1 protein-coding gene is annotated in these 653 nt (G+C 52.8%); it reads right to left on the bottom strand.

Annotation, left to right across the window (positions count from 1 at the left end; all coding sequences use genetic code 11):
- Nucleotides 1-23: 23 nt before the first annotated feature.
- On the bottom strand, nucleotides 24-653 hold a 630-nt coding region (locus AC07OK_RS30755), incomplete at its 5' end, for an IS256 family transposase (RefSeq protein WP_494693841.1).

The following is a 653-nucleotide window of genomic DNA, read 5'->3' as shown; positions in this document are numbered from 1 at the left end:
ATTCTGTGTAAACGGGTTTTCGTTTAAGCCTGCGGCACCCGGTCTTCAAACTGGATGGCGAAGCGGTTCAGTGCAGCTTTCCAGTCCCGTATCGGCATCGTCCATTTCTTGCTGATGTTGTTCAGCGCCAGATAAAACAGCTTGCTCACAGCCTCATCGGTTGGAAAGGAACTGCGGGTCTTCGTGACTTTTCGCAGGCTCATATTAATCGATTCAATCGCGTTCGTGGTGTAAATCACCTTGCGGATTTCTGGTGGGTAGTCGAAGAACGGGATGACGCGTTCCCAGTTGCGGCGCCATGATTGACTTATTGGTTTATACTGTTTATCCCATTTATTCTCAAATTCCGCCAGCCTGAGTTCGGCCTCGTCGGCGGTGGCCGCGCTGTAGATTAGCTTCAAATCGGCGGCCACTTCCTTCTGCGCTTTCCAGGGAACGAAGTTCAAGCTGTTGCGTACCATATGCACAATGCATAGTTGAACGGCGGCCTGCGGATAGACCGCCTCGATGGCGTCCGGGAAGCCTTTTAAACCGTCGACGCATGCGATGAAGATATCCTGCACGCCGCGATTTTTGAGTTCGGTCACGACCTGCAGCCAGAACTTGGCGCCTTCGGTTTGAGAGATCCAGAGGCCCAAGACTTCCTTGTGGCC

It is taken from the genome of Duganella sp. GW821-FHT07G03 (genome assembly GCF_059418605.1).
This window is presented reverse-complemented; position numbering and strand designations above follow the sequence as displayed.